General features: G+C 72.3%; 22 protein-coding genes. 10 read left to right on the top strand and 12 right to left on the bottom strand.

The genetic code is table 11. The features are described 5' to 3' along the window. Nucleotides 1–17: 17 nt before the first annotated feature. A complete protein-coding gene (locus QK288_RS15935; protein WP_281265246.1) occupies nt 18–401 on the top strand; it encodes an MmcQ/YjbR family DNA-binding protein in 384 nt (127 codons plus the stop codon). Between the two features lie 30 nt (nt 402–431). Next, nucleotides 432–1,148 (top strand): ASCH domain-containing protein, encoded by a 717-nt coding sequence (locus tag QK288_RS15930; RefSeq protein WP_281265245.1) that lies wholly within the window; start codon nt 432–434, stop codon nt 1,146–1,148. On the opposite strand, the gene QK288_RS15925 is transcribed toward QK288_RS15930, so the two are convergent. Continuing rightward, nucleotides 1,145–1,780, bottom strand: coding sequence for an MOSC domain-containing protein (locus tag QK288_RS15925; protein WP_281265244.1), 636 nt, complete (start codon nt 1,778–1,780; stop codon nt 1,145–1,147). The two genes, QK288_RS15930 and QK288_RS15925, sit on opposite strands and share 4 nt — an antisense overlap. A gap of 97 nt (nt 1,781–1,877) precedes the next feature. Here QK288_RS15925 and QK288_RS15920 point away from each other — a divergent pair, with 97 nt between their 5' ends. Genes QK288_RS15920 through QK288_RS15910 form a run of 3 tightly spaced genes read left to right on the top strand, consistent with a single transcriptional unit; the run spans nt 1,878 to nt 3,408 of the window. Continuing rightward, entirely contained in the window at nt 1,878–2,444 is a 567-nt protein-coding gene (locus QK288_RS15920) for an RNA polymerase sigma factor (protein WP_281265243.1), read from the top strand. Further along, nucleotides 2,441–3,067 (top strand): hypothetical protein, encoded by a 627-nt coding sequence (locus QK288_RS15915; protein ID WP_281265242.1) that lies wholly within the window; start codon nt 2,441–2,443, stop codon nt 3,065–3,067. Before QK288_RS15920 ends, QK288_RS15915 begins: the two co-directional genes overlap by 4 nt. Then, a complete protein-coding gene (locus QK288_RS15910) occupies nt 3,064–3,408 on the top strand; it encodes a hypothetical protein (protein WP_281265241.1) in 345 nt (114 codons plus the stop codon). Before QK288_RS15915 ends, QK288_RS15910 begins: the two co-directional genes overlap by 4 nt. A gap of 96 nt (nt 3,409–3,504) precedes the next feature. On the opposite strand, the gene QK288_RS15905 is transcribed toward QK288_RS15910, so the two are convergent. The 8 genes from QK288_RS15905 to QK288_RS15870 form a co-directional block, all read right to left on the bottom strand. Continuing rightward, complete coding sequence (locus tag QK288_RS15905) at nt 3,505–4,659, bottom strand: low temperature requirement protein A (protein ID WP_281265240.1); 1,155 nt, start codon at nt 4,657–4,659, stop codon at nt 3,505–3,507. 339 nt (nt 4,660–4,998) lie between these two features. Next, a complete protein-coding gene (locus tag QK288_RS15900) occupies nt 4,999–5,883 on the bottom strand; it encodes a phospholipase (RefSeq protein ID WP_281265239.1) in 885 nt (294 codons plus the stop codon). Nucleotides 5,884–6,122: 239 nt separating this feature from the next. Further along, nucleotides 6,123–6,605 carry a MarR family transcriptional regulator gene (locus tag QK288_RS15895; RefSeq protein ID WP_281265238.1) on the bottom strand — a complete coding sequence of 161 codons (483 nt, stop codon included), beginning with the start codon at nt 6,603–6,605 and terminating at the stop codon, nt 6,123–6,125. A 199-nt stretch (nt 6,606–6,804) separates the two neighbouring features. After that, nucleotides 6,805–7,455, bottom strand: a complete 651-nt coding sequence (locus tag QK288_RS15890; RefSeq protein WP_281265237.1) for a GntR family transcriptional regulator — start codon at nt 7,453–7,455, stop codon at nt 6,805–6,807. A gap of 106 nt (nt 7,456–7,561) precedes the next feature. After that, nucleotides 7,562–8,005: a DUF1810 domain-containing protein gene (locus tag QK288_RS15885; RefSeq protein ID WP_281265236.1), complete on the bottom strand. Its 444-nt coding sequence runs from the start codon at nt 8,003–8,005 to the stop codon at nt 7,562–7,564. Further along, nucleotides 8,002–8,763 carry a DUF2071 domain-containing protein gene (locus tag QK288_RS15880; protein WP_281265235.1) on the bottom strand — a complete coding sequence of 254 codons (762 nt, stop codon included), beginning with the start codon at nt 8,761–8,763 and terminating at the stop codon, nt 8,002–8,004. Before QK288_RS15880 ends, QK288_RS15885 begins: the two co-directional genes overlap by 4 nt. Further along, nucleotides 8,760–9,161 (bottom strand): hypothetical protein, encoded by a 402-nt coding sequence (locus QK288_RS15875; RefSeq protein WP_281265234.1) that lies wholly within the window; start codon nt 9,159–9,161, stop codon nt 8,760–8,762. Before QK288_RS15875 ends, QK288_RS15880 begins: the two co-directional genes overlap by 4 nt. A 98-nt stretch (nt 9,162–9,259) precedes the next feature. Then, a complete protein-coding gene (locus QK288_RS15870; RefSeq protein WP_281265233.1) occupies nt 9,260–10,588 on the bottom strand; it encodes a bifunctional phosphopantothenoylcysteine decarboxylase/phosphopantothenate synthase in 1,329 nt (442 codons plus the stop codon). A gap of 125 nt (nt 10,589–10,713) precedes the next feature. On the opposite strand from QK288_RS15870, the gene QK288_RS15865 reads away from it, so the two are divergent. Continuing rightward, nucleotides 10,714–11,505 carry an NRDE family protein gene (locus QK288_RS15865; protein WP_281265232.1) on the top strand — a complete coding sequence of 264 codons (792 nt, stop codon included), beginning with the start codon at nt 10,714–10,716 and terminating at the stop codon, nt 11,503–11,505. Between the two features lie 79 nt (nt 11,506–11,584). On the opposite strand, the gene QK288_RS15860 is transcribed toward QK288_RS15865, so the two are convergent. Further along, nucleotides 11,585–12,493 (bottom strand): SDR family oxidoreductase, encoded by a 909-nt coding sequence (locus QK288_RS15860; protein WP_281265231.1) that lies wholly within the window; start codon nt 12,491–12,493, stop codon nt 11,585–11,587. Nucleotides 12,494–12,573: 80 nt separating this feature from the next. Between QK288_RS15860 and QK288_RS15855 the strand changes: the two genes are divergently transcribed. The 4 genes from QK288_RS15855 to QK288_RS15840 all read left to right on the top strand — a co-directional run bounded on the left by QK288_RS15855 (nt 12,574) and on the right by QK288_RS15840 (nt 16,908). Next, nucleotides 12,574–13,683, top strand: coding sequence for an LLM class flavin-dependent oxidoreductase (locus QK288_RS15855; RefSeq protein WP_281265230.1), 1,110 nt, complete (start codon nt 12,574–12,576; stop codon nt 13,681–13,683). Nucleotides 13,684–13,779: 96 nt separating this feature from the next. After that, nucleotides 13,780–14,403, top strand: coding sequence for a hypothetical protein (locus QK288_RS15850; protein WP_281265229.1), 624 nt, complete (start codon nt 13,780–13,782; stop codon nt 14,401–14,403). Between the two features lie 107 nt (nt 14,404–14,510). After that, nucleotides 14,511–15,002, top strand: a complete 492-nt coding sequence (locus tag QK288_RS15845) for a pyridoxamine 5'-phosphate oxidase family protein (protein WP_281265228.1) — start codon at nt 14,511–14,513, stop codon at nt 15,000–15,002. Between the two features lie 1,495 nt (nt 15,003–16,497). Then, nucleotides 16,498–16,908, top strand: a complete 411-nt coding sequence (locus tag QK288_RS15840) for a Rid family hydrolase (protein ID WP_281265227.1) — start codon at nt 16,498–16,500, stop codon at nt 16,906–16,908. Between the two features lie 36 nt (nt 16,909–16,944). Here QK288_RS15840 and QK288_RS15835 read toward each other — a convergent pair whose 3' ends face one another. Then, nucleotides 16,945–18,519 carry an amidohydrolase family protein gene (locus QK288_RS15835; RefSeq protein WP_281265226.1) on the bottom strand — a complete coding sequence of 525 codons (1,575 nt, stop codon included), beginning with the start codon at nt 18,517–18,519 and terminating at the stop codon, nt 16,945–16,947. Next, on the bottom strand, nt 18,516–19,169 hold the full coding sequence (locus QK288_RS15830; RefSeq protein ID WP_281265225.1) for a bifunctional 4-hydroxy-2-oxoglutarate aldolase/2-dehydro-3-deoxy-phosphogluconate aldolase: 654 nt from the start codon (nt 19,167–19,169) through the stop codon (nt 18,516–18,518). Before QK288_RS15830 ends, QK288_RS15835 begins: the two co-directional genes overlap by 4 nt. Nucleotides 19,170–19,174 lie beyond the last annotated feature (5 nt).

Raw genomic sequence — 19,174 nt, 5'->3', positions numbered from 1 at the left:
TGGGGCATGCTGGGGGAATGGACGGCACGGAGCTGCACGAGGTCGCTGCCCGCACCGCGCTGGCGCTCCCGGCGACCGAGGAGACCCAGCCCTTCGGCGAAGGCGCGTTCGTCTACAAGGTGGTCGGCAAGATGTTCGTGATGACGTCCGAACTCCGCGGGGTGCCGATCGTGAACCTCAAGTGCGCGCCGCCGCACGGCGCCGCACTGGTCCGTGACCACGAGGAGATCACGCCGGGCTGGCACATGAACAAGCGGCACTGGATCACGCTCGCACCAGGGGACGGCATCGACGAGACCGTCGTCGAGGACCTCGTCGCGAATGCCTACGAGCTCGTGGTCGCTGGGTTGCCCGTGGCGAAGCGGCCCATCGATCCGGCACGCCGACGCGGGTCGGACTGACGGCACCGGGGCATCTGGCAGGCTGTGGCCATGCAGTGGCGCAACGACCGGACCGTGCTCGAAGCCGCGACGGCGGTGGCCGAACGACTCGGCGGTGACGTCACCCACACCGTGGCGTCGGCTGCGATGGACCTGTCCGGCCGCGTGCACACCGCCGTGAACGTCTCGCACTTCACCGGAGGCCCGTGCGCGGAACTCGCCGTCCTCGGTGCCGCGGCAGCGGTGTCCGACGACCCGATCATGACGATCGTCGCGGTCGCCGATGCCGGACGCGGGGTCATCCCGCCGTGCGGTCGGTGCCGCCAGGTGTTGCTCGACCTGCAGTCCCAGGTGCTGGTGCTGATGCCGGGGGACGGTGACGACGACCCGGTGGGGACCCCCGTGCGCGATCTGCTCCCCGGCGCCTACGACTGGCCGGACGCCCGTGCCCAGCGGGTCGTGCGGTTCGCCGGGCGCTACCACGACGACGTGCTGGCTGGACGGAAGACCGCGACGATCCGGTTCCGCGATCCGCAGGGCATCGGCCCGACGACGTTCGTGTTCGAGGACGAGCACGCCGACGGGTTCGTGACCGCCGACGCCGTGGTCGACTCCGTGACGATGAAGCGCGTCCGCGAGATCGACGACGCCGATGCCCGGGACGAAGGAGTCGGCGACGTGGCGGCGCTCCGCGACGGGCTCACCGGGCACTACCCACAGTTGGGTGACGACGACCTGGTCGAGGTCGTCCGCTTCCGGGTGGTCTAGACAGCGATCCTGGCGAGGACCTTCGTCACGTCGCGCTGTACCTTCGGCGCGAGCGGCCGTTCGCTCGCCAGGACGGCCCGTGCCTGGTCCGGGGTCATCCCCGCGAACATGTCGCCGATCGTGACGCCGTGGTCGGGGCGCTCGACCACCGTGATCGGGTCGCCCGCCGCGACCGGTCCGGACTTGACCACCCGGAAGTAGGCGCCGGGTCGGCCCTCCTCGGTGAACCGCTTCACCCACTTGTCCACGCGGAGCCGGCGAGCGAAGGTGCCGCAGGGGATCCGCGGGATCGTGACCTCGAGCAGCAGGGTGTCGCCGACGAGCCAGCGTTCGCCGGTCACGGCCCCGGTGACGTCGATCCCCGACGTCCGGAGGTTCTCGCCGAACAGCCCGGCGGGGATCGGACGGTCGAGCAGGGCGGCGAAGTGGGCGGCGTCCTCGTCGGCGTACGCGTAGACGGCCTGGTCCTCCCCGCCGTGGTGCTTCCGGTCCGCCTGCACGTCGGCGTAGAGGCCGAGGGGTCGGACGCGGACCGGTCCGTCGACCGGACGCTTGTCGATCGCGGTGATCCCGATCGTGCCGGAGTCGGGCAGCAAGCGGTCGACGCGGCAGACGGCGGTGACGAGCGACATGGGACCAGGATGCCCGAGATGTGTGACGAAGTGCAGTCTGGACGCGTCACATCCGTGAGCGCAGCCCGCTCGCAACTCCGACCAGTAGAAGGAAACCGTGCACCACCCACCACCCAGGACGGCTCTCGTCGACCTCGACGACGGTGTCCTCGCCGGACGGTCGGCCGACGGCGACGTCCGTGCCTTCGAGGTCCTCATCCGCCGACACACGCCACTGCTCCGCGCGTACGCACGCCGGACCCTCGGTTCGACGGACGAGCTGGACGACGTCGTGCAGGAGACCTTCATCACGGCTTGGAACCGCCTCGACGCCCTCCAGGACAACGCGCACGTGAAGGCGTGGCTGATGCGGATCCTCAGCCGGAAGTGCATCGACCGCATCCGAGCGCGCCGGGACCACGACGACGTCACCGAGCTCGAGGTCGCTGCCCCGTCCGACGACGCCCCGGAACGCGTCGCCGAGGCGCGCGACCGCGAGCACGCCGTCGAGGTCGCCCTCGCCGAGCTCCCGGACGCGCAGCGGCGGTGCTGGCTGATGAAGGAAGTGCTCGGGTACCGCTACGAGGAGATCGCGGAGGAACTCGACGTGCCGCTCTCGACCGTCCGCGGGCTGTTGTCCCGTGCCAGGAAGAACATGATCCGTCTGATGGAGGGATGGCGATGACTGCCGCACCCGAACCGCTCGAGCCCGACCGCGTGGTGCTCGCCGCCCTCGAGCCGGAGGACCTCGACGGACACACGATCGACGAGCTCGCCGACTACCTCGACGCCGGCATGCAGCCGGCCGACCCGGACATCGACGACTCACCGGCCTGCCAGAACGCACTCGCAGCGATCATCCGGCTGCGGCAGGTGTCGTTCGGCTCGCTCGAGGCGGCGGCCCTGGCAGAAGCCCCCGCTGACGAGTCGTGGATCGGTGGTGTCCTCGCGAACATCTCGCTCGAGGCCCGATCCGGCCGCGACGTCCCGCTCCGCGCCGAGGCAGCGACGGAACACCCGGTCATGACCGAGGGAGCGATCCGCTCGCTGGTCCGTCGAGCAGGTGACGCGGTTCCGGGCATCGTCGTCGCACGCTGTTCGATCGACGGCGACGTCACCGTGCTCGCGGCCCCGGTGCGGGTGACCGTCGAGGTCGCGATCGTCGCCGGCCCGTCCATCCCGACGACCGCCGACCTGGTCCGCGCCGCGGTGGACTCGGCGCTCGCCGAGCACACGGACCTGGTGGTCGAGGCGATCGACGTGGTCGTCCGTGACCTGATCGAGACGACGTCGGAGGAGGAACGATGAGCGAGATGCAGGACGACGACGTGCAGCCCCAGGAGACGGGATCGGCCGTCGCCCTGGCCTCGATCGAGACGGCCGTGCTGGGGGTGGCCGGTGTCGCCGACCTGTTCCACGCGAAGCCGACACTCGGCAGCACCGCGAGGTCCGTGCGGCACCTGACGACGCCGGCATCGGCGCCACGGATCGTCGTCGACGGTGATGTGCTCCGCGTCGTCATCGGGACCGACGGTGTCGTCCCGGCGCCGCAGGTCGCACGAGCCGTGCACGACGCGGCCCTCGCCGAGGCGGCGCGCAACGGTCTCGTGCTGGCTCGAATCGACGTCCGCGTCGCGCGAGTCGGCTGACAGTCGGTTTTTTGCACGCGCTCGGGAGCGACATCGTCGTTGTCGTACGACAGCGATCCTGTCGTTCCGAGTCGGCACCGACGCGCCACCCGCCCGTCAGCGACGCGCCCTCGCGTCCGCGACCTCCAGCACCACGACGATCGCGGCGACGAGCAGCGCGGTCGCGACGAGCGACACCTCCGGCACCGCGATGGTCGCGAGGACGGCCAGCGTCAGCACGACGACCACGGTGTTCCACCCGACGGACAGCGACGGCCGGAGGGCCAACGCCCAGATCGCGAGGACGAACAGCGCGACGGGCACCGCGATCGTGGCGGCGACGGACGCGTGGGACAGGTCGGCCTCGCCCGCGTCGGCGCTGACCGCGACCTCTATCCCGGCGGGCACCGCGGCAGCGGCGGCGAACACGAAGTAGTGCCCGTAGCCGAACACCAGCGCGCTCGGTAGGCCGCGGATGTGGTCGTGCTGCTCGTGCGAGAAGTAGATCCACCAGAGGCCCGCGACGATGACCAGTCCGCCGGCGGCCAAGACGAGCAACGGCCCGAGGTGCTCAGCGTGCCGGAGTCCGTCGATCACGGCGCTCGCGGACGCGACGAGCCCTTCACCGAGGACGATCAGCGTGAACAGCGAGTACCGCTCCGCGATGTGGTGCGTGTGCCACGGGGTGGTCTGTGCCCGGGACTCGGACCAGACCGGCACGAGGACCTCGAGCAGGATGAGCACTGGCGCGACGAACCGCGGCCATCCCTCTGGCAGGAACAGGATCGCGACCCAGAGCGCCTGCACGACGGTGATGCCGAGGGCGTAGTGGAGTGCGGTCGCCCGGTACTCGGACGTCGATGCCGCGACGCGGATCCACTGCCCGACGAGTGCGAGCCGCATCACGACGTACCCGATGACGACGATCGTGAACGACCCGTCCTGCATCGCCGGGCCGACGCCGGCGGCGAGCACGAGGACACCGGCCATCTGCACGAACGTCATCACGCGGTACAGCCAGTCGTCGGTGTCGAACGACGTCGCGAACCACGTGAAGTTCAGCCACGCCCACCAGATCGAGAAGAACACGAACGCGAACGACACGATCGCGGAGGAGATGTGCCCCTCGGCCTCGATCTCGTGGAGGTTCGTCGCGGCGAACCCGACGGCCACGACGAACACCAGGTCGAAGAGCAGCTCGAGCGGGCTGGCGGCGCGGTGTCCCTCTGCGGGGTCGCGCGGCCGCATGCGGCGGAGTCCGATCGTCGTCACCGTGCATGCCTACACGACGGCGGGTGCCGTCCGCGATGGCGACACGACCTGCCGTCTCACCACGGGCCGTGGTCGCGCCCGGCGACGGACGGGAGGCCCGGTGCGGCGCCGCACCGCGCCTCCCGTCCGGCTCTGGCCGCGTCCAGGGCACGTCGGTTGCGTCCGCAACGAACGACAGCTCCCTCGTCGTACGACAGCGACTCTGTCGCTGCCGAGCGACCGCAACTGTTGCAGACGCCTGACGACGACAAGGTCGCTGTCGTACGACAGCGACCTTGTCGTTCCGGGTCGGAAGGGGGAGGTGGGGCCGGCGGGGCCGGAAGGGGGAGGGTCAGCCGATCAATAGAAGTTGGTCGCCTGCGAGTGGCCCCACGCCGCGCATGGCGTGCCGTAGGCGTCCTTGATGTACTGCAGCCCCCACGTGACCTGGGTGGTCGCGTTGTCGGCCCAGTCGGACGAGATCGTGGCCATCTTCGAGCCGGGCAGCGCCTGCGGGATGCCGGTCGCACCGGACGGGTTGTACGCCTTGTAGTTCCAGCCGGACTCCTTGGTCCAGAGGCTGTTCAGGCACTGGAACTGGTCGGAGCCCCATCCGTACTTCGACGACGCGAGGGAGCTCGCGGTGGCCTTCGCCCCGGCGGGGGAGTTCGCCGCCGCCTGCGCTGCTGCCGCGGCCTGCGCTGCCGCTGCCGCATCGGCGGCCGCCTGCTCCGCGGCGGCCTTGTCCGCCGCTGCCTTCGCCGCAGCCGCCCTCGCGTCCGCGTCCTGCTTGTCCTGGTCGGCACTCGCCTGGGCGACGTCCTGGGTCGTGTCGACGGTGGACGCGATCCGCTCGGACAGGGCACCGCCGGAGAGCTTCGCGGGGTTCGACAGCGACGAGATCTGCTGTTCGAGCTTCGACGTGTCCGTCTTGTCGTTGGCGTTCTCGACGACGGTCTTCGCGGTCGCGACGGTCGCCGCTGCCTGGGCACGGTCGAGGGCGGTGCCGCTGAGTCCTGGGGTCGGGCTCGACGTCGGCATGCCGACGGCCTCGGCGAGTGCCGGCTGTGTCGTGACCGTGAGTGCACCGCCGGCGATCGCGAGGACCGCTGCACCGCTGGCGATGAGCACGCCGCGCTTGCGGAGGGTGCGTCGGATCCTGCGGCTGGGGGAGTCCAGGGCTGCTCGGCGGGTGCCGGTCGTGGTGGTGGTGGTGGTCGGGAGGTCGGGGATCTGTCCTGTCATCGATTCCGGTGGTTCGGGCGGTTCGTACGTGCGCACTGCGTCATCGCGAGAGAGCACCGAGAGCCGGTGTGCGACCGGACGGTGGTGTGGGGCCCGTCCGTTCGCCGAGTGGGCAGCCGTGTGGGGCGGCCGCAGCGATGGCGAAGCGGCAACGATGACGGGTCACCCTGGACGGTCCGTCCGGGATCACTGGCAGAACCGTCCGTCCACCCGTCGATAACGGTTCGGTAACGGCCCGATCAGACCGTGGAGCTGTGGGTCTCCTGGGTGACCTGGCCCTGTGCTACGCGCTCGAGTGCTCCGAGGGCGCGGGCGATGTCGTCGACGTCCTCGGCGGGGAGCTCGGCGATCAGCGACGCGACGATCCCGGTGCGCTCCGAGCGGGCGAGCTCGACCGCCGCGATGCCCTCAGGTGTGGCGCTCACCATGAACGCGCGGCCGTCGGTCGGGTCGGCCTCGCGGGCGATGAACCCGCGCTGCTCGAGCTCGGTGAGGATACGGGTCATCGTGGGCTTCGTGACCACCTCGAGCCGCGACAGGTCGCCCGGGCGCAGGGGTCCGTCGCGCTGGATCGTCGCGAGCGCCGACACGATCCCGTACCCGAGTGCGGCGGAATCGGTGCGTGCCCGACGGTTGATGCGGCCGACCGCGGCGGCGAGGCGCGCGGCGATCTCGGTGCGGTCCGTCTGCCCCGTGTGCGGTTCGGGCTGGCGCTGCGTCATCTGCTGCTCCGGGGTCGTCGTCGAGCGGTCGTGGCGATGCTACCGGCTGCCCGGATCGCGTCGCTGGGAGCGTGCCAGGGGCGTCGCGTGGGGAGACACGCGAAGGACGAACCGCCCGCCCCGGGGTCCGGGACGGGCGGTTCCTGTACGGCTGCTCAGTGCAACACCGGATCGGCGAGCAACACCTGATCGATACAGCTCAGTGCTTCTCGCCGGGGAGCTGGTGGATCGCCTCGGTCGCGAGTTCGGCCTCGATGTTGTCGCCGTTCTCGGTCGCGGTGCGGAGTCGCTTGAAGTCGGCGAGCATCTGATCCCAGTCGACCAGTTCGTCGAGGTTCGGCAGGCGCAACCGGAACGCCAGGCCGTCCATCGTGTCGAGGCAGACGCGCCGCAGGTTCTCGTTCCCGCACTCGTCGACGTAGAGCGCGAAGACGCCGAGGGCGTCGGTGTTGACGCCCTTGACGTCGTGCGACTCGAACTCCTTGATCGTCTTGTCGATCGTGGCGAGGATCTTCTTGCGCGCTGCTGTGCCGAGTCGCGGCACCGCGAGACGCACGACGCCGCCGAAGAGCACGCCGAGGGTCTGCAGCGCCTCGATCACCTCTCCGGGGTCCGGCGTGGTGACGCGCGTGTAGCGGTTCGGCGCCATCTCGATGAGCCCGGCGCGGGCGAGCTGGCTGAGGGCCTCGCGGATGGGGGTGCGCGAGACGCCGAGCCATGCGATGAGCTCGTCGTCGTTGAGTCGCTCACCGGGCTCGAGCGTGCCGTCCATGATCGCTTCGTGGATCTTCTGGCGGACGGTGTCGCGGAGCAGCTGGTGTTCGGTCGGGGCGCTGCTGGGGACCGGCATGTTGTGTCCTTCGGATCGGGGGCTCCGCACCTGTTTCGGGATCTGTGCGGACGCATCGGTCACGATACCTGATATGCGAACGGCGTTCCGGTCGGTTCCGGGAGTGTCACGTACCCGTCGACGGGTTCGGCCCGAGCAGGTCCGTCGTCCGGCGGTCCTCGGCCCCGCCCCACCACCGGTCGAGCACCGATCGGAACGGCCGGGGGTCCTCGGCGACGGCGGCGAAGAGCGTCATCGACGACCGGAGCTTCAGCGCGTCGATGCCGCCCACCAGCTCCTCGACCGAGCGCGCGGGGGCGGTGCCGGCTGCCTCGGCGGCGGCGAGCAGTCGCGGGCCGAGCACGGGGTGGGCCAGGTAGGCGCGGGCCTCGTCGGCGCCGGATATGCCGTAGCGCTCGGCGGTCGGGCTGTGTCCGAGGCCGCGGAGCTGGGGGAACACGAACCACATCCAGTGCGACGACTTCCGGCCCCGGGCGAGTTCGGCGAGCGCGGTGTCCTGCACGCCGTCCTGCGCGCGGACGAAGCGGTCGAGCGCGAACGGGTCGCTCATCGGACGACGTCACCCCAGCCGTAGCGGACGGTCGTGCCGTCGAGGACGAGGAGCGAATCCGGTGCCCGGTCGAAGAGCCCCGGCATGCCGACGGCGTCCGGCAGGTCGCCCTCCAGCCGTTCGAGCGTCGCCGAGCGGAGCACGAGGGGCTGGTGCTCCCGCTGCCAGAAGACGGTCTGCGCGAGGTGTCTGGCGTGGATCCCCGCGCGCGTGGTGAGCTCGGCGGCGAGCGGTGAGGAGTCGGTGGCACCGGCCACGACGCGGACGAACGCGGCGTGGCGGGGGCGAGCCGGGCCTCCCGGCCGTGCGCGACGCAACCGATCAGGGTGCCGAACCGAGCGGTACCGCAGCGCGTCCCCCCGCCGTTTCCCCCTGGCGTGCGCGAACGCGTAGGGGACCCCGAGCAACGCGTGCGCCGCGACGATGGCCGGGACGTTCGCCGTGTCGATCGTCCGGTAGGCGACTCCGTGCCGACCGCGGTCGTCGACGGTGAGGATCTCGATCGTCACCTCGGTCATCGTGCCCAGACGACCCGACGGCGGGAACGGCGGCACGCGCGTCTCGCGGAACACGTACGCGCTGAGGCCGGCCCACGCACTCCCGTCCACCACGTCCGGTCGGGTCCCGCGGGGGACGAGCCGAGCGAGCGACGCCGGGTCGTGCCGCCAGTGCGCGAAGACGACGTCCTCCCACGCGTGCACCGTGACCGGACGGTGCAGGAGCGGCTCCGCGGCCCGACTGTCCGGCGAGGCGGTCATCGGCGTGGGGCTGACCGGCCGACGCGGAGCGCCCATGACACGAGCGGTGCCTGCAGGGGCAGGCGGAGGACCGACACGATCCGCATGGTGCGGGTCGACCGCGGGCTGTCGAGCAGGTCCTTCGCCATCTTGACGTTCGCGGGGAACACCGCGACGAAGAGGGCGGCGGCCGCCATGCCGGCCGCGCGGCGGGTGGCCGGGACGGCGAGCCCCGCCGCGATCCCGAGCTCGGCGACGCCGGAGGCCAGCGTCGTGGTCCGTGGGGGCAGGCCCTCCGGGACGATGCGGTCGTAGCCGCGCGGGCGGAGGAAGTGCGTGACGCCGGCGCCACCGAGGATGACGGCGAGGAGTGCCGCCGTCCGGTTGGCGCGTCTGGCGCGTGCTGAGCGTCGTCCCATGGCACCATCGTGGCCCGCGTGCCCGTCGACGCTCTCAGAGCCGGCCCAGGATCCGGCAGCGCCGCGATCGGGCGGGCGCGGGGCCGGGGCGGGGCGGGTCAGGCCAGCGCCGTCGCGACGAGGTCGAGGACGACGGCCGCGACCTCCGCCTTCGTGCCGGAGGCGGCGCGCACCACCTCGCCGCCGGGGACGATCACCTCGATCGCGTTCTCCTCGCGCTCGAACCCCTCTGACCAGCCGACCCGGTTCACCACGAGCATGTCGGCCGGCTTCCTGGCGATCTTCGCGCGGCCGAGCTCGATCCGGGCATCGCGGTCCGGTTCCGTCTCGGCGGCGAAGCCCACGACGATCTGCCCGGTCCGGCGGTTCGCCACGAGGTCCGCGAGCACGTCGGGGTTCCGCACGAGCTCGAGCGTCATCCGGTCGCCCTGCGCGTCCTTCTTGAGCTTCTCGGCGCGGACCTCGGCCGGTCGGTAGTCGGCGACGGCGGCGGTCATCACGACGACGTCCGCGTCCGCTGCCGCGGCGTGCACGGCCTCGGCGAGTTCGAGCGCCGACCCGACCTGGACGACGTGCGCGTCGAGTCCTCGGGTCAGGCCGCCGTCGACGTTCGCGCTGACGAGGGTCACGTCGGCGCCACGGGCCGCGGCCGCGGTGGCGATCGCGACGCCCTGTCGGCCGCTCGAGCGGTTGCCGACGAAGCGGACGGGGTCGAACGGTTCGCGGGTGCCGCCGGCGCTGACGACGAGGCGGACGCCGGACAGGTCGCCCTGCTCGCCGCGGGCAGTCGTCCCGGTCGTTGCGGTCGTCCCGGTCGTTCCGGTCGTTCCGGCCTGGAGGGTCGGCTCACCCCCGTCGGGTCGTCCCGCGTCCTGCGTCTGCCCCAGCACCGCCAGGGCGGCCGCGACGATCGTGTCGGGTTCCGACATGCGCCCCATGCCGGCGTCGTCGCCGGTGAGGGCCCCGACCTCCGGGCCGACGACGTGCACGCCGCGCTCACGGAGGGTCGCGATGTTCGCCCGGGTCGCTGGGTGCTCCCACATCTGCGGGTGCATCGCCGGCGCGACGACGACGGGTGCCTCGGTCGCGAGCAGGGTCGTGCCGAGCAGGTCGGGGGCGAGGCCGGCGGCCATCCGCGCGAGCGAGTCGGCGGTCGCGGGTGCGACGACCACGAGGTCAGCCCGACGTCCGAGCGACACGTGGCGGACCTCGGCGACCTCCTCGAAGACGCTCGTCGAGACGGGGTTCCTGCTGAGCGCCTCGAGCGTCGGGAGCCCCACGAAGCGCAGGGCGCCCTCGGTGGGGACGACGTGCACGTCGTGGCCGGCCTTCACGAACTCCCGGACGACCTGGACGGCCTTGTACGCCGCGATGCCCCCGGTGATCCCGACGACGATGGTCCTGCGCTGCTGCGGTGCGTTGGTCACGTCGGCCACGCTACCCGGCGGGACGTGGCCGGAGCGGGCGTGTGCTGGGCACGGGTGCCGGCGTGTGCTCGTGCTCGGGCGCGGGCGTGTGCTCGTGCTCGGGCGCGCATGGCAGGATCGGCTCCATGTGCACCGTCGTCGTCCGTGTCGAACCGGGCTCGGCGTGGCCCGTCACCGTGCTGGCCATGCGCGACGAGTCCCCGACCCGCCCGTGGGACCCACCGGCGGCGTGGTGGCCCGACCGCGACCCCGGGCTGCGCGGTGTCCGCGACCGCGAGGCCGGCGGTGCCTGGCTGGCGGCCTCGGACGAGGGCGGGCTCGCGGTCGTGCTGAACCGCTGGGAGGACGTCCCCTCCGCCGACGGCACGTGGACCACGCGTGGGGTGCTGCCCGTCGACGCGGTGGCCGACGGCGTGCTGCCCGGCCACGACGACACCGTCCCGACCACCAGGGCGTTCAATCTCGTCCGTGCCACGTTGTCCGGGGCGTCGGTGATCTCCTGGGACGGGTCGCGGGTCCGGACGACCGTGCTCGAGCCCGGCGTGCACATGATCACGCACGGCGAGCCCGACGATCCGGCAGCGCCGCGGATCGGTCGCTGGCTCGAGCCCTTCCGCGCCGTCGACGCACCGGTCGGGCCGCCGGAGCTCGCCCCGTTCGACGAGCTCCGCGCCGCCGATGCCGGGACGGACGCCGGTGACGGGTGGAGCCCCTGGTTCGGGGTCCTCGCCGCGTCGGCCGCGCTGTCGTCGGACGATCCCGACGCGATCCTCCGCGACGCGCACGAGCCCGAGGGACACTTCGCGACCCTGTCGATCGTGGCCGCGGCCGTCGGACCCGGGCGCACCGTGTTGCAGCACGCCCGCCTGGCCGACCCGGGCGACATCGACGGCAGCGTCGAACTCCACCACGCCTGACGCGGGGGTGTCACCGGCCGCGCTCGCGGCCGGGCCGGCGGGGCGGGCGTGCGCCGAGCCTCCCGGCCGTGCGCGCGCGTCAGGCGGGCAGGTGCGTCCCGGTGAGGTCCTCGGCGACGGCCCACAGGCTGCGGGCGAGCTCCGGGCTCCGCGCCGAGCGGGGGATCGGGGCGTTCGTGGTCGGACCGACCATGCCGAACATCCCCGACGGACCGTAGTACGCGCCGCCGACGGCGTTCGGCCCGACCGCCGCGTACAACAGCGGCTCGCTGCCCTGCGCGACGTCCTGCGTGAACGGCCACGCCCGCTGCTTCGACGACACCGGCCGTGACCGACCGAGCGAGCGACCGGACGACTGCAGGTTCGTGCGGGTGTACCCGGGGTGCGCCGCGGTGCTCACGAGCGGCCAGTCGAGCTCGACCGACAGCGTGTGGAGGTGCAGCGACAGCAGCAGGTCGGCGAGCTTCGACTGCGCGTACGCCCGCCACGGGGAGTACCCGCGGAGCCACTGCAGGTCGTCGAACCGGATCCTCCCGGGGATCGCCGCGAGGCTCGACATCGTCGCGACGCGGGGCGACGACGCCCGGAGCAGTGCCGGCATCACGAGGTTCGTCAACGCGAACGGGCCGAGGAAGTTCGTCCCGAACTGCAGCTCGAAGCCGTCGACGGTCTCGAAGCGCTTCGGCGGGATCATCACGCCGGCGTTGTTCACGAGCACGTCGAGCGGTCGGTCCTCGTCGACGATCCCTGCGGCGAACCGACGGACGCTCGACAGGTCGGCCAGGTCGAGCTCACGCACCTCGACGTCGGCGCCCGGGTGTGCCTGCCGGATCGACGCGGCGGCGGCGTCGCCCTTCGACGGCGTCCGGACGGCGAGCACGACGGAGGCGCCGGCCTCGGCGAGCCGGGTGGCGGTCTCCTTGCCTGTGCCGCTGTTCGCTCCGGTCACGACGATGCGTCGGCCAGTCTGGTCGGGGATCTTGGGCATGCGCGCGACCGTACACGCGGACTGTCCGAGGACACGCAACTGTGCTAGATTCATGCAAACGCATTCACTTGGAGGGCGCGATGAGCAACGCATTCGGTACCGGTCGTCCGTCGGACGTCCCGCCGCCCGCACCCGACCGCGTCGGACCCGTGCAGCTCGGCCTCGACACGTTCGGCGACGTCACCGAACTCGCCGACGGCTCGCAGCAGTCCGATGCGCAGAGCATCCGCGACGTGGTGGACCAGGCCGTCCTCGCTGACCAGGTGGGCATCGACTTCATCGGCGTGGGTGAGCACCACCGCGAGGACTTCGTGGTCAGCGCCCCCGAGGTCGTCCTCGCGGCGATCGCCGCCCGCACGGAGCGCATCCGGATCGGGTCCGCGGTCACCGTGCTGTCGTCCGACGACCCCGTCCGCGTCTACGAGCGGTTCGCCACCGTCGACGCGATCTCCAACGGCCGCGCCGAGGTCATCCTCGGGCGAGGCTCCTTCACCGAGTCGTTCCCGCTCTTCGGCTACGAGCTCGCGGACTACGAGGTCCTGTTCGAGGAGAAGCTCCAGCTCTGGGCAGCACTGCGCGGCGGGGACCCCGTCACGTGGAGCGGCACCAAGCGCGCGAGCCTGACCGACCAGGACGTCTTCCCGAAGCTCGAGCACGGTCCGATCCCGACGTGGATCGGTGTCGGGGGGTCACCGCAGTCCGTGATCCGTGCGGCGTCCTACGGCATGCCGCTGTTCCTCGCGATCATCGGCGGGCAGCCGGCGCAGTTCGCCCCGTTCTCGCGGCTCTACCGGCAGGCGCTGACGCAGCTCGAGCTGCCGCAGCAGCCCATCGCGATGCACTCGCCCGGGTTCGTCGCCGCCACGGACGAGGAAGCCGCCGAACGCTACTGGCCGTACCACAAGGCCGTCACCGACCGCCTCGGGCGCGAGCGTGGATGGCCGCCCCTCGACGCGGCGCAGTACCAGGCCGGGCTGTCGGCCGGCGGGTCGCTGTACGTCGGGTCGACGGAGACCGTCGCGCGGAAGATCGCACGGAACATGCGGATCCTCGGCGTGACGCGGTTCGACATGCGCTACGCCACCGGGCGCCTGCCGCACGCGGACATGATGCGCTCGATCGAGCTGTACGGCACCGCGGTCGCACCCCGCGTGCGTGAGCTCCTGGCGGAGCCGGTCCCCGTCCCGTAGCGCGGGCGGGTTCCCGCGGCCGCGCGCGGCGCGGTCGGGAGGCTCGGCCCGGGCCCGGAGTGTCGGCTCACGGCAGCGCCGCGTACGGTCCAGGGCATGTCGTCACGCCCTGCCATCGTCGAACGCCGGTTCCGCGGACGCATCACGGGCGTCGGCACCAGCTCCGGCGTGCGACTCGTCGTCGGGATGTGGGAGCGCTCCCCGTTCGGAGCGTTCACGGACGTCTTCGTGGAGCTCCCCGACGGGTCGAGCGTGCTGCTCGCCCCCGACGAGATCGTCGCCGCGTACGTCTCCGGCACGTACCGCTTCGACGCCGTCGAGGTCGTCGACGTCACCGCCCGGCGGACCGCATCCGGCATCGACCTCGATGCGGGTCCGCTCCGCGCCGCGATCGACGTCGGCACGATCTCGCCGCTCGGTCGCGTGCTGCGGGTCGTCCCGAAGCCGATCGCCCGCGACCCTCGGTGGCTGCGCGCGATCGACCCGATCGCACGGCTCGTGGCACCGGGGGCAGGGACGGCTGGCACCGCGGGCGGCGGCCGACGCGAGTACTACGGCGTGACCGGAGCGCACGACGTCACCGGCGTCCGCGGGACCTGGGCGGACGAACCGCTCGGCTCCCTGGTGCCGCTCGACCCGCCGGTCCGGTTCGGGTTCGCGTCGATGCCGCGCATCCCGCAGGTCGTCGACGTCGAGACGACGATCCACGAGCCCGCCTGAGCCGTTCGGACGCGTTCCAGGGATCGGGGGCAGACTGGTCCGAACGGTACGGCCCCGCTCGCCAGGCCGCACGTCGGGTGGCGGGGCGCACGATGCGAAGGAGCACCATGACCGACACCCAGACGGACCAGCGCGCCGCCATCTCGGACATCGTCCACGGAGCCCGCACCGCCCTGCTGACCACGGTCAGCGAGGACGGCTCCCTGCACGCCAGGCCGCTCGCCGTGCAGGACAAGGCCTTCCACGGCACACTCCGCTTCCTGGTGCAGGACGGCAGCGAGAAGGTCGAGGACATCGCCAGGAACCCGCACGTGAACGTCGCGATCGAGTCGCAGGGCGGGTACCTCTCCATCGCCGGCACCGCGACCGTCACCCAGGACGACTCGGTGATCGACGAACTCTGGTCACCGTTCGCCGAGGCCTGGTTCCCGGACGGCCGCGACGACCCCTCGATCCGACTGCTCACCGTCGAGGGCGACTCCGTGGAGTACTGGACGCAGGATGCCGGCACGGTCGGCAGCCTGGTCCAGACGATGAAGGCCGCACTCGGCGGGCAGTCCCAGCCGGACGTCGGCCGTCACGGCACCGTCGAGCTCTAGTCGGCACCGCCGAACGCGCGAGACGCCCTCGAACGCACGAGACGCCGCCGGGTTCGGCGGCGTCTCGTCGGTCCGGCGGCGTCTCGTCAGCGTCGGAGGCGGGGGAGGGGGGTCACGGGGGCCGAGCAGCCAGAGCACGGCGACGAGCACGGGCTGCCCGACGAGTGCGCACGACACCAGTGTCCAGCGCATCCAGGGCTTCGCGACGAGCTCGGGCGAGCCCATCAGCGGCGCGAGCGGCATGAGCAGCCGCGGCGTCGAGGCCATCGGCAGCGACACCGCGAAGACGTAGAGCGCGTACCCGCCGGAGAACACCAGCGTCGTGAGCCCGAGCTTCCTCGTCGAGCGGCGCAGGAGCCAGATCGGGTACCCGACCATGAGCCCGATCACGATCGGGATCCCACCGATGCCGACCCACTGCAGCGTCGTGAGGAACCACGGGGTCAGCGGCACGAAGTCCACACGCCCGATGAAGTTCACCCACCACGACATCTCGGTCGCCAGGTACGCGTCGGGGCGCCCGGTCACGTGCGACGCGATCACCGGCCACGCCACACCGGCGGCGACCATCACGAGCCCCGACAGCACGACCGTGAGCTGTTCCCGCAACGGGAACCGGTCGAGCACGCGGTCACCTGCGCGACGGAGCCGGACCCAGCGCACCAGGGCGACGATGCCGAGCGTCAACGGGATCGCGAGCGCCCCCGGCCGCGTGAACGCAGCGGCGACCCCGAGCGCCGTCAGGAGCCCGTACCGCCGGTGCTCGATCGCGAGCAGCGCACCGAAGGTCAGTGCGAGGAACATGCTCTCCGCGTAGCCGACCTGCAGCAGGAACGACAGCGGCCCGCAGGTGAAGAAGAAGACGGCCCACAGCGCGGCGGTGTCCCCGGCACGCTCCCGGACGAGTCGGTGCAGCAGGAACGTGGCGAAGATCCCCGCCACGAGCGCGATCAGCGGCGCCGCCACCTCGAACGTCATCCCGGTCCACACGGTCACGAACCGGATGGTGAACGGGAACGCCGGCAGGAACGCCCACGGGTTCTGTGCCACGTGTCCGGCGGCGTCGAGCGGCAGCGTCGTGGGGTAGCCGTGCAGCGAGATCTGCTCGTAGTACTGGCCGTCCCACGCGGTGAGGAACCGCAGGAACCCGTGGTCGTTCGTCCAGATCGCGTTCTCCGGCTGCGACCGCCCGATCAGCGGGTACGCGAGCGCGAGCCACAGCGTGGAGAGCACGCGCCCACCGACCCAGACGAGCACGACCGTCGCCCAGGTGGGCAGACTCGTGACCAGATCGACCGCGCGGCGACGGCTGGCGGCGATCGACGACGGGGCGGACGGCACGACACGACGATAGTCACGGTGGCTGAGTGGTGCTCGCACTGGAGGCTCGTGGTGCGTTCTGCAGGCCAGAATACGACCCGCAGACGGCCGGGCACGCCCCCACGGCGCACTCTAGCCTGGAGGCCCCGTTCGACCCCCACCGTGAGGAGCCACCGTGACGAAGACCGCCATCGTGACCGACAACGCCCCCAAGCCCGCAGGACCCTACAGCCAGGGCATCGTCGCGGGCGGGTTCATCTACACCGCCGGCTTCGGCCCGCAGGACCCCGCGACCGGGGCGCTCGCCGACGACGTTGCCGGTCAGACCGCCCAGGTCCTGGCGAACGTGGCCGCCGTCCTCGCCGAACACGGCGCGACGCTCGACGACGTCGTGAAGTCGACCGTGCACCTCGAGCACTCGGACCGCGACTTCCCGGCCTTCAACGAGGAGTACGCGAAGCACTTCTCCGAGCCGTACCCGGTCCGGACCACCGTGCAGTCGCACCTCGCGAACATCCTCGTCGAGATCGACGTCGTCGCGGTCCTCCCGACGAAGACCCGCGTCACCGACGTCGAGGACGCCTGATCCCGCGCAGCTGAGTCCAGTCTCAGCGACCCCCGGTCAGCGAGTCCCGTCACCGACCCGACGGAGACCCTGACCGGGGGTCTCGTGCGTCAGCGCACCGTCCGCGAGCACCCGCACCCCGGCGACGAGGACGTCGTCGATGCCCTCGGCGACACGCATCGGGTGGTCGTACGAGGACTGCGCCGCGACGGTCTCCGGATCGACCACGACGAGGTCGGCGACCGCCCCGACGGCGACCCGTCCGCGGTCGCCGAGCCGGTAGCGCTCGACGGCGGTGGTCGACAGGCTCCGCTGGACCTGTGGCCACGTCAGCCGACCCGCGACCGCGTACTCCTCGAGGTACCGCGCGAACGTGCCGTACGCCCGCGGGTGCGGGTGCGTGCCGACGAAGATGCCGTCGGAGCCCGCTGCGTGCCCCCGGTGCCGGAACAGCGGCGCGAGGTCGTCGGCGGTCCGCGGCCGGGGGACCCGCATCACCACGGTGACCTGCAGGTCCGAGTCGACGAGCACGTCGAGGGCGAGGTCGACCGGGTCGGTCCCGGTGGCCTCGGCCGCGTCGGCGAGCGTCCGGCCCTGCAGCGCGTGGAACTCCGCCGCCGGGACGTGCGAGAGCGTGATCTGCTCGGCCCACCCGGTGCCGAGGTCGGCGCGGCCGAGCACCCGGTCGAGCACCGCACCGCGGACACGGGCGCGACCGTCCTGATCGGCGATCGTCCGGGCGAGGTCCGTCGTCCCCGGGCGGGCGAGGGCCGCCGGCAGGAGGAGCATCGACAGGATCGTGCACCCACGGGAGTACGGGTACGCGTCGAAGGACATCGGGGTGCCGGTCCGCTCGAGGTCGGCGAGCGCCTCGAGCAGCAGGTCGACCGGGGCGTGCAGGTGCGACACGTGCGCCCGGACCCCTGACGACCGGACGATCGCGGCGATCTCGTCGAGCCCCGCGCGGGCGTTCGTCTCGTAGCCGCCACGCATGTGCGACACGTAGAGCCCGTCGACGGCTGCGACCTCGGTGCACAGCGCGGTGAGCTCCGCCGTGTCGGCGAAGAGCCCCGGCACGTAGTCGAGCCCGGTCGCGAGCCCCACGGCGCCGGCGTCCAGGCCCGCTCGCACGGTGGCCCGCATCGCCGCGAGCTGTTCGGGCGTCGCGGGCCCGTCGACGTCGCCGACGACCTGCTGCCGGACGGTGCCGGCTGGGACGAGCGTCGCGACGTTGACCGGGGTCGTCCCGTCGTACGTGTCCAGCAGCGCGCCGATGCCGCCGCCGCGGTACGTCGGGTGCGGCCCGTCGATCGCGGCGAAGTAGGTGTCCGCGTAGGACCCGTCTCCCGGAGCGGGGCCGACGCCGTCCTGTCCGGTGACGATCGTGGTGACGCCCTGCCGGAGGAGCGCGAGCTGGACCTCCGGTTCGAACACCAGCGAGCCGCCGTGCGAGTGCGCGTCGACGGACCCCGGCATGACGAGGCGCTCGCCGCAGTCGACCATGGTCGCGCCGGCCGGGACGTCGAGGTCCGTCCCGACCCCGGTGATCCGACCGTCCTCGACGAGGACGTCCGCTCGGAGCGCTCCGGTCTCGCCGACGACCGAGCCGCCGCGGAGCAGGACGCTCGTCACCTCGACAGCCCGGCGACGAGGCGTTCGGCCCGCCCACGGAGCGCGTCGAGGTCGCCGGACGTCAGCGCGTCGCCGACGAGCGGGGACCCGAGACCGACCGCGACCGCGCCGGCGGCGAGGTACTCGGCCGCGTCGTCGACCCCGATGCCCCCGGTGGGGATGACGTCCACGAAGTCGAGCGGCGCGAGCACCTGCTTGAGGAACGCGGGGCCGCCGAGCGGCGCGGCGGGGAAGACCTTCACGGCCCGGGCACCGAGCTGCCACGCCCGGACGATCTCGGTCGGCGTCGCGGCGCCCGGGTACCAGCCGAGCCCCCGCTCGTGCGCCCGTTCGCCGATCGCCTGGTCGGTGTGCGGGCTCACGGCGAAGGTGGCTCCCGCTGCCGCTGCCTCGTCGAGCTGTCGCGTGTCGAGCACGGTGCCGACGCCGATCGACGCAGCGCTGCCGTAGCGCTCGGCGGCCCACGCGATGCCCTCGCGCCACCGCGGGGTGTTCGTCGTGATCTCGATCGCGCTCACGCCGCTGTCGACCAGCGTGCGGATGACGTCCTCGACGTGGTCGCCGGTCCCGCCCCGCAGGATCGCGATCGTCGGGCCGGCGTCGTGACGGTGTCGCTGGGGGCCCGTGGCGGGGGATGCGGTGTCGGTCATCGTGC

Source organism: Curtobacterium sp. 9128 (assembly GCF_900086645.1).
In the GTDB taxonomy this organism is placed as follows: Bacteria; Actinomycetota; Actinomycetes; order Actinomycetales; family Microbacteriaceae; genus Curtobacterium.
This window is presented reverse-complemented; position numbering and strand designations above follow the sequence as displayed.